Consider the following 8,821-nt stretch of genomic DNA (forward strand, 5'->3'; position numbering starts at 1 on the left):
GTTATTTTAATAATTGAATTAAAAGAGCCCTAAACATTCAATATGTTCAGGGCTCTGATACTTTAATGTCCAGAAACTTTAGTGTCAGGCTGGTCATAGACAGAAAGCTGATCAACCAGCTCATTGCTCTCTTTATTCAATCCGGTTAATTTAACCTTCGCACCATTTTGCTGAATCTTAATGGCAACCTTATCAACCGCATTAATTGCTGAATCATCCCATAAATGGGCTTTCGTAAAATCAAAGATAACTGTATTCATTCCTTTTGTATCATAGTCGATTTCTGATACGAAATCAGTTACAGATGCAAAGAAAATTTGTCCGTCTACACGGTAAGTGATCGTAGAAGCAGCTTCATCGATCTCTTCTTCAATGTGCAATTTCGAGATTTTAGCAGCGAAGAATATTGCGCTTAACAGAACCCCTGCCAGTACGCCGATTGATAGATCATGAGTAATAACAACCGTCGCAACCGTCACAATCATAACAGCAGCATCAGTTCTTGGCACCTTGTGAAGTCTTGTAAGTGAGCCCCAGTCAAATGTACCAATTGATACCATAATCATCACGCCGACTAAAACAGCCATCGGAATCTGTACAACAACATCTGTCAGTACAATAATGAGTGCGAGTAAAACAACCCCTGCTGTGAAGGAGGACAAACGACCTCTTCCACCGGATTTAACATTAATAACTGCCTGTCCGATCATTGCACAGCCGGCCATTCCGCCAAAGCAGCCTGTAATCATATTCGCAATTCCCTGACCTCGTGCTTCCTGATTCTTATCACTCGGTGTATCAGTCATATCATCAACGATCTGAGCAGTCAGCAAGGATTCAAGAAGGCCGACTACTGCAAGTGAAAGTGAGTAAGGAAGAATAATCATAAGTGTTTCGAATGTGAAAGGAACATTAGGGAAGAAGAAAGTAGGAAGAGCCTGTGTAAGTGTTCCCATATCTCCAACTGTCTTCGTTCCAACACCTGTTGCCATAACAAAACCAGTTACCACGACAATGGCAATCAGCGGTGAAGGAATTGCTTTAAAGAAACGTGGTACTAGGTAAATAATCGCTAATGACACAGCGACTAACGCATACATAATCCAGCCCGCACCTTCAAACTGATCCAGCTGAGCCATAAAAATTAAAATTGCCAGGGCATTAACAAAACCGATCATAACTGAGTTTGGTATAAACCGCATCAGTTTGCCAAGCTTTAGAACGCCCATCAGCAATTGAATCAGCCCTGTAAGAATTGTAGCTGCAAATAAATACTGTAATCCATGATCTGCAACCAGGGTAACCATAAGAAGTGCCATCGCACCAGTGGCACCTGATATCATACCAGGACGTCCACCTATAAAAGCAATCACAACAGCGATACAAAAAGCAGCATAAAGTCCAACCATCGGGTCAACGCCCGCAATGATTGAAAAGGCAATGGCTTCCGGAATTAATGCTAGAGCAACTAATGTACCGGACATTAAGTCTCCGCGCACATTTCCAAACCATTCCTGTTTGTATTTAGTTAAGTCCAAATCTAAAATCTCTCCCTTAAATGGTATTTTGCGACTTTTCACTCTCAGAAAAGTCAGGTCCGTTTATAACGAAAAAATTATAGCACGTTTTACATGTATTAAAAAAGTTGATGAAAGCGTATTACATAGCTTTTAAATCTATCATTCTCTTAAATACTCTAAATAACTATCATAGTTCATAAAAGTGCCACAATAAAAATAAAAAATTATTCAGATAATATGTGAGTGATGGACCATGTTATAGGAGGGGGGATCAAAGAAAAGACTGCCCATCAGGACAGTCTATAAAAATTAGGCTATGTTAAAGTTGGCTGTTGATTTCCGCTTCAGGGGGACGCTTTCCGTGACCGGGCGCTGCGCCATCAGGCTTCGCCGTGATAGTCTCACCTGTCCCTTTCTGCCACAGGAGTCGCCCCCTTCCGCTCCAATCACCAGCTATACAGAAACACTAATGGACTTTAACAAAGCCAGAAATTAAAATAGTTTATACACTCTTGCTTCATAAGGTTTCAGCACGATCGTAGATGTTGGTTTGTGTTCAGCAACTTCAAGGTTGTTCAGCAGGAGGTTGTCATATTCAACTTTGAAATCCAGATCTTCAGTAATCGCATCTTTAGTTGAAAGGTTTGTCAGTACGACAACCTTTTGTTCATCCAGCGTCCGTGTATAAGCATAAAGCTGGTGATGCTCAGGAAGAAGGAGGTCGTACGTACCGTAAGTAAACACGTCATTGTTCTTTTTCATCGCAATCATACGTTTGTAAAATGAAAGAACTGAATCCTTATCTTTCAGCTGATCTTCAACATTGATCTCTTTGAAGTTAGGGTTAACCTTCATCCATGGAGACCCGGTTGTGAAGCCGCCATTATCTTTACTTGACCACTGCATTGGCGTTCTGCTGTTATCACGGGAAGAAGCCCAGAGGATGCGCATAATATCATCATGAGGGACCCCTTCTTCAGTACGGATACGGTAGAGGTTCTTTGCAGATACGTCGTCGTAATCATCAATTGAGTCAAAATGAACGTTAGTCATTCCAATTTCCTGTCCCTGATAGATGAAAGGTGTACCCTGCATTAAAAAGTACATCGCTGCCATTGACGTTGCACTTTCATACCAGTATTGATCATCATTACCCCATGTAGATACAACACGCGGCTTATCATGATTTTCAATAAACAATGCGTTCCAGCCATTGTTTTCAAGACCTTTTTGCCATCTCGTCAGCACTTTTTTAAGCTCGACAATATCAAGCTGAAGATTTGTTTCCGCGTCCCAAAGGCCAAGGTGTTCGAATTGGAAAATCATATCCATTTTACCTTTTTTCTCACCGACCCACAGATCAGCTTCATCAATAGATACACCGTTTGCTTCGCCGACTGTCATGACATCATACTGACCATATGTTTTATCTTTGAATTCTTTTAGAAGAGGCTGGATACCTTTTTGATTCATGTGCATATCAAATGAAGATACATATTTCTTTTCTTTAGGGTTAGGCATGTCAGGGAATTTCTTACGTTTTTTAATATGGCTGACCGCATCAATTCTGAAACCATCAATACCTTTATCGAGCCAGTAATTGACCTGATCATAAATTGCCTGTCGCGCTTCACTGTTTTCCCAGTTTACATCCGGCTGTTTTGTAGAGAAGACGTGAAGGTAGTACTGATCTGTTTTTTCATCATACTCCCAGGCAGAGCCGCCAAAAATACTTTCCCAATTATTCGGTTCAGCTATTGTTTTCCCGGTTTTATCTTTTTTACCGTCCCGCCAGATATACCAGTCACGCTTAGGGCTGTCTGTTGATTCGCGTGATTCAACAAACCACTGATGCTCATCACTCGTATGATTTGGAACAAAATCAATGATCAGTTTCATATCGCGTTTATGGACTTCATTTAACAATATGTCAAAGTCATCCATTGTGCCGAAATCATCCATGATCGCCTGGTAATCTGAAATATCATAGCCGTTATCATCATTAGGAGACTGATACATCGGACAAATCCAGATCACATCAACGCCGAGTTCTTTTACATAATCAAGTCTTTGAACAATTCCTTGCAGATCACCGATTCCATCACCATTGGAATCCTGGAAGCTTCTCGGGTAAATCTGATAACCGACTGCTTCTTTCCACCAAATTTTCTTCATCATCTTGCACCTCCATATTTTATGCAATCGCTTGCACTGTCATTCAAATAAAATGCTTTGATTGCAATATGCTTTTTAGAGCATGCAATACAAAGCGTGAAAAGGATTATCCCACTGTTTTATACCCGTTTATTTTACCGTTTTCAAAGCTTTATAGCAATCATTATTTCACGGGTTGCTTAGAAATGAGAAAAAACCGCGCATGTATTTGCGCGGCATTTCTTATAATGCTTCTGTTGTTCTGATCGGAGAGGGTGTAGTTTCGACTTCAGATACTTCCTCTTCAGAAAGTTTCCATACTTCAAGGTAGAGTATATGGTAGCCTTCTACATCGTTGACTCTGAACACGTGACCCTGTTCATAAAGTTCGTCTCCAACTTCTGCATTGAAGTTTCTGGTCATGAACCAGCCACCAATCGTATCAACGTCTTCTTCATCAATTTCAATATTCAATAATTCATTAACGCTCTGAACCAGTACTTTTGAATCGAGAATAAAATGATGTTCATTAATTTGCTGAACATCAGGAATTTCGTCTGCATCAAACTCATCCTGAATTTCTCCTACAATCTCTTCGATGATATCTTCCATCGTAACGAGACCTGATGTGCCCCCGTATTCGTCCAGCAGAATCCCCATATGCATTCTGTCTTTCTGGAATTTATGGAGAAGCTCATGAATGGGGATACTGTCAATGACCTGGATAATAGGATGAGTGAAGTCAGATACCGGACGTTTACCGTTTTCCTGATCTTCTATAAATGCTGTCATCAGTTCTTTCATATTAATCATGCCGATAATGTTATCGCGGTCTCCATCTTCAGTGACCGGATAACGTGTATACTGCTCTTCTTTCATGACTTCAAAAACTTCAAGCAGCGTAAGGCCGCTGTTAACACTTGCAATTTCTGTTCTTGGTACCATAATTTCTTTCGCAACACGTTCGTCAAACTCAAAGATCTTATTTACGAATTTGTACTCTGATTGATTAATTTCACCACTTTTCAAACTCTCTGATAAAATCATTCTCAATTCCTCTTCTGAATGTGCACCTTCATTAGATGAAGAATGCTTCAAACCAAGTACCCTTGTGATAAGACGGGCAGATCCATTCAGGAATCTGATGAAAGGATAGAGAATTCTGTAAAACCAAATTAATGGTGTGGCAACCATCAGGGTAATGCTTTCCGCCTGTTGTATGGCAATGATTTTTGGAGAAAGTTCCCCAATCACGACATGCAAAAATGTAATAAGTGAGAAAGCGAGCACAAATGATATGACAGGTACCCATGATTGTTCAAAACCTGAGAAAAGCGGCGCAATCATATTAGCAATTGTCGGACCGCCGATCCAGCCAATTGCTAATGCTGAAACAGTAATACCGAGCTGGCATGCAGATAGATACTCATCCAGATTGTCTGTTACTTTTTTGGCATTTACAGCTTTAGGATGTCCTTCCTCCAGTAATTGATCAATTCGTGTAGACCTGACTTTTACGATCGAAAATTCAGAAACCACAAAAAATGCAGTACATGCAAGTAAAACAGCGACCAAAATTAAATTGTCAATCTCCAATGATGCGAGAGAATTCCTTCAGTAACAACTGTAAGGAAACTCTCTTCCACCTCCTGTTAATAATAGTATGAAGGCATCAGAGATCATTCGAATCGAATGAAGATAATCCATTAAAGGACTGACTCTGAGCCTTAAAGTCTTTGGCGATTTGGACATTTATTAAGTTCAGCATCATAACCCCATTGGATTTCCTCCATTCTCTTATTTATTGCATATATTCTACCACAGTCGGAGTTTTTTTTACCATACCATTTCACTTAAGGGACATCGTGGCCTAATACTGCCTGATAAATCTGAAACCATTGGTGGGCATCCATTTTTAAGGATTGCGCATTTACAGCCGATTGAATGCGTTTAATTTTACCTGAGCCTGCAATAACGGAAATATTCGCAGGATGAGTATATAGCCATGTGTAAATCACTTCATCTAAATGTTCAGTTCCAATTTCATTGCCAACTTCCTGAAGAGCTTTGCGAATTCTTACTGCTTTATCATCCTGACCTGTTAATATCCTTCCGCCGGCAAGGGGAGACCACGCCATTAGAGGAGTTTTCATCTCCATTGCAAGGTCAAGCGTACCATCCTCAAAGTTTTCCAGGTGATATGGACTGAGTTCTATCTGGTTCGTACATAGCGGCTGATCGATATAAGTTTCAAGCATCTTAAGCTGGCTTCTTTTGAAATTTGATACACCAAAATTCTTTACTTTACCTGAATGATGCAATTCATCGAAAGCCTCAGCTGTTTCTTCAGGGTTCATTAAAGGATCTGGCCGGTGAATGAGCAGAAGATCGATACTTTCAATAGACAGGTTTTTTAATGAATGTTCTACAGAAGAAATAATATGCGATTTGCTCGTGTCATAATGATGGCTTCTGTGAGCAGGGCGGTTAGGAGATTCCAAAACGATCCCGCATTTTGTGACGATTTCCATTTTTTCTCGCAGGGACGGCTCTAATGCAAGTGCTTCACCGAACAAAGCTTCACATTGGTATCCGCCATAAATATCTGCGTGGTCAAAAGTTGTAATACCTGTGTCCAATACTTCTTTAATCAGAGCCAGACGTTCTTCTTTTGTAAGGTTCCAGCTTGATAAGTGCATTAAACCGTGGACGGTTCTTGAAATGGATAGATCGGATGATAGTTGTATTCTCTGCATGATAAATTCCTCCGTTTTAGATATTAATCGATATCAATGTAAAGATAATAAAAATGATTGCGATCAGCTTGATAATTAATTCCTCAGCTGATAGTCCAATGAGATAAAGAGATGTAATCAAAATTGCATAATTAAGCATTTGGATACGGTTTACGGTGAGCATTGTCACGATTGAAAGCATGATAAGTAATGGAAGTATGTAAAGAACTGCTGCTGATATAGCAGGTTCAATGATCAGCAGGGGGATGAAGAACATCATGAATCCACCTCTTAATTTCCGCATCTGATGAAGTCCCCCTGTCTTCGCAAAACAATGTTGTATACTGTATGATAATACCATACAAGTTCAATGTAGATGAACATTAGGAGGCTGACATAATGAGTTTTAAGTTCGATTTAGAAGAAGCTGTCCGATTTGATAAGATGGATGAACTCGCTTCATTCCGTGATGAATTTTACATAAAAGAAGGTCAGTATTATTTAGATGGAAATTCACTGGGGCTACTTTCCAAAAAAGCAGAACAGGCTGTGATGGATTTACTGACCAGCTGGAGGGATTACGGAATTGAAGGGTGGATGGAAGGTGATCATCCATGGTTCACACTTTCCGAGTCGCTTGGTGATAAAACGGCGCCATTGATCGGTGCAAAAGCATCAGAAGTCATCGTGACCGGTTCAATCACTGTAAACCTTCATCAGATGCTTTCAACGTTTTATAAGCCTGAAGGAAAAAGGACAAAAATTGCTGCAGATGAATTAAATTTCCCTTCAGATATTTATGCACTGCAAAGCCAAATTGAATTAAAAGGTTTTAACCCTGATGAACAATTGATAAAAGCAGAGTCAGTTAATGGTACAACTTTAACAATAGAAGAGATCGATCAGGTATTAACAGATGAAGTAGCAGTGTTACTGTTACCTTCAGTTTTATACCGCAGCGGACAGCTACTTCCTATTAAAGAGATTACGAAGCGGGCGCATGAGAAAGGAATCCTCGTTGGCTTTGACCTGGCACATTCAATAGGAGCAGTTCCCCATGAACTACATGAATGGGAAGTCGATTTTGCAGTATGGTGCAACTACAAATATATGAATAACGGACCAGGGGGATCAGGCGGTTTGTTTATTCATGAAAAGCATCACGGGAAGCTGCCGGGATTAAAAGGATGGTTTGGTTCTGATAAAAATAAACAATTTGATATGGCACACACATTTACACAAGGCGATGGTGCAGGTGCTTATCAGATTGGCACACCAAATATATTCTCTACTGCGCCGCTAATTGGCAGCCTTGAGCTTTTCGAAAAAGCAGGGATTGAAAAGCTTCGGGAAAAATCGCTTCATCAAACACAATATATTGCCGATTTTGTGGAAAAAGAGCTCATTCAGTTCGGCATGAAGAAAGTTACACCTTCTACTGACGAAGAGAGAGGCGGTCATATTGCACTGCAGCATGATTCAGCAGCAAGTATCTGCAAGGCAATGAAAGCACGGGGCATTATTCCGGACTTTAGAGCACCTGACATAATCAGACTTGCACCTGCCGCTTTTTACACCAGTTATCAGGATCTTTATGAGGCGATGCAAATTGTGAAGGAAATCATGGAAACAGAAACGTATCAATCATTTTCAAATGAAAGAAATGTAATTGCTTAAGGAGTGGTTAACAATGAAGGTAATTGATATCACAATGCCGCTGAATGCTCAAACACCGAACTGGCCAGGTGATACCCCGTTTCATTATGAAGTATCATGGCCAATGGAGGAAAGTGAGTCAGTGAACGTTGGTAAAATTGAGGCAAGTACGCATATCGGTACGCACATAGATGCACCATTTCACTATGATCAGCTCGGTAAAAAGACGCATGAACTGGAACTGAAGCGCTATATTGCGCAGGCAGCTGTCATTGATTGTACGGGGATAAACGAGATAAAAATAGAACATGTTCATGTGGCTAGTGAAGGAGTTACGGCTGTATTATTTAAAACATCCTCATGGAAAGACCGCAGTTTTTTCCCGAAAGACATACCTGTCATGAATGCAGAGGTACCAGCCTATTTGAAAGATAAAGGAATTAATCTGATTGGCGTTGATCTTCCATCGGTAGATCATCTGGAAAGTAAAACACTGCCTATTCACCATGCGCTCCACCACCAGGATATTAACATTTTAGAAGGCGCGGTATTAGACGATGTGCAAGAAGGAGTGTATCAGCTGATTGCATTACCCTTGAATATCGAAGGAGGGGATGGCAGTCCGGTTCGGGCTGTGCTTATAGCTGATTAAAATTGCCGCTCTTAAAACAAAAAAATCCTCTGCTTATAGCAGAGGATTATCAGGTTGTTGAATTTCATAAGCCGTGCCGGATCATTCCTTCGCTTTCCGCGGAC

Annotated in this window: 7 protein-coding genes; 2 read left to right on the forward strand and 5 right to left on the reverse strand. The window is 40.5% G+C overall.

The window, feature by feature from the left end; translation table 11 throughout:
- Nucleotides 1-62: 62 nt before the first annotated feature.
- From E2626_RS16390 to E2626_RS16410, 5 genes are all read right to left on the reverse strand, one after another.
- A complete protein-coding gene (locus E2626_RS16390) occupies nt 63-1,538 on the reverse strand; it encodes a SulP family inorganic anion transporter (RefSeq protein ID WP_244094364.1) in 1,476 nt (491 codons plus the stop codon).
- A 474-nt stretch (nt 1,539-2,012) separates the two neighbouring features.
- Entirely contained in the window at nt 2,013-3,695 is a 1,683-nt protein-coding gene (locus E2626_RS16395) for a glycoside hydrolase family 13 protein (protein WP_134383165.1), read from the reverse strand.
- Between the two features lie 222 nt (nt 3,696-3,917).
- Complete coding sequence (locus E2626_RS16400; protein ID WP_134383149.1) at nt 3,918-5,270, reverse strand: hemolysin family protein; 1,353 nt, start codon at nt 5,268-5,270, stop codon at nt 3,918-3,920.
- A gap of 257 nt (nt 5,271-5,527) precedes the next feature.
- Entirely contained in the window at nt 5,528-6,430 is a 903-nt protein-coding gene (locus tag E2626_RS16405; protein WP_134383151.1) for an aldo/keto reductase, read from the reverse strand.
- A 16-nt stretch (nt 6,431-6,446) separates the two neighbouring features.
- Nucleotides 6,447-6,713 (reverse strand): hypothetical protein, encoded by a 267-nt coding sequence (locus E2626_RS16410; RefSeq protein ID WP_134383153.1) that lies wholly within the window; start codon nt 6,711-6,713, stop codon nt 6,447-6,449.
- Between the two features lie 95 nt (nt 6,714-6,808).
- Between E2626_RS16410 and kynU the strand changes: the two genes are divergently transcribed.
- Nucleotides 6,809-8,086, forward strand: coding sequence for a kynureninase (gene kynU, locus E2626_RS16415; RefSeq protein WP_134383155.1), 1,278 nt, complete (start codon nt 6,809-6,811; stop codon nt 8,084-8,086).
- A gap of 13 nt (nt 8,087-8,099) precedes the next feature.
- On the forward strand, nt 8,100-8,717 hold the full coding sequence (gene kynB / locus E2626_RS16420) for an arylformamidase (RefSeq protein ID WP_134383157.1): 618 nt from the start codon (nt 8,100-8,102) through the stop codon (nt 8,715-8,717).
- Nucleotides 8,718-8,821 lie beyond the last annotated feature (104 nt).

The organism is Jeotgalibacillus salarius, from assembly GCF_004405125.1.
Taxonomy (GTDB): Bacteria; Bacillota; Bacilli; order Bacillales; family Jeotgalibacillaceae; genus Jeotgalibacillus; species Jeotgalibacillus salarius.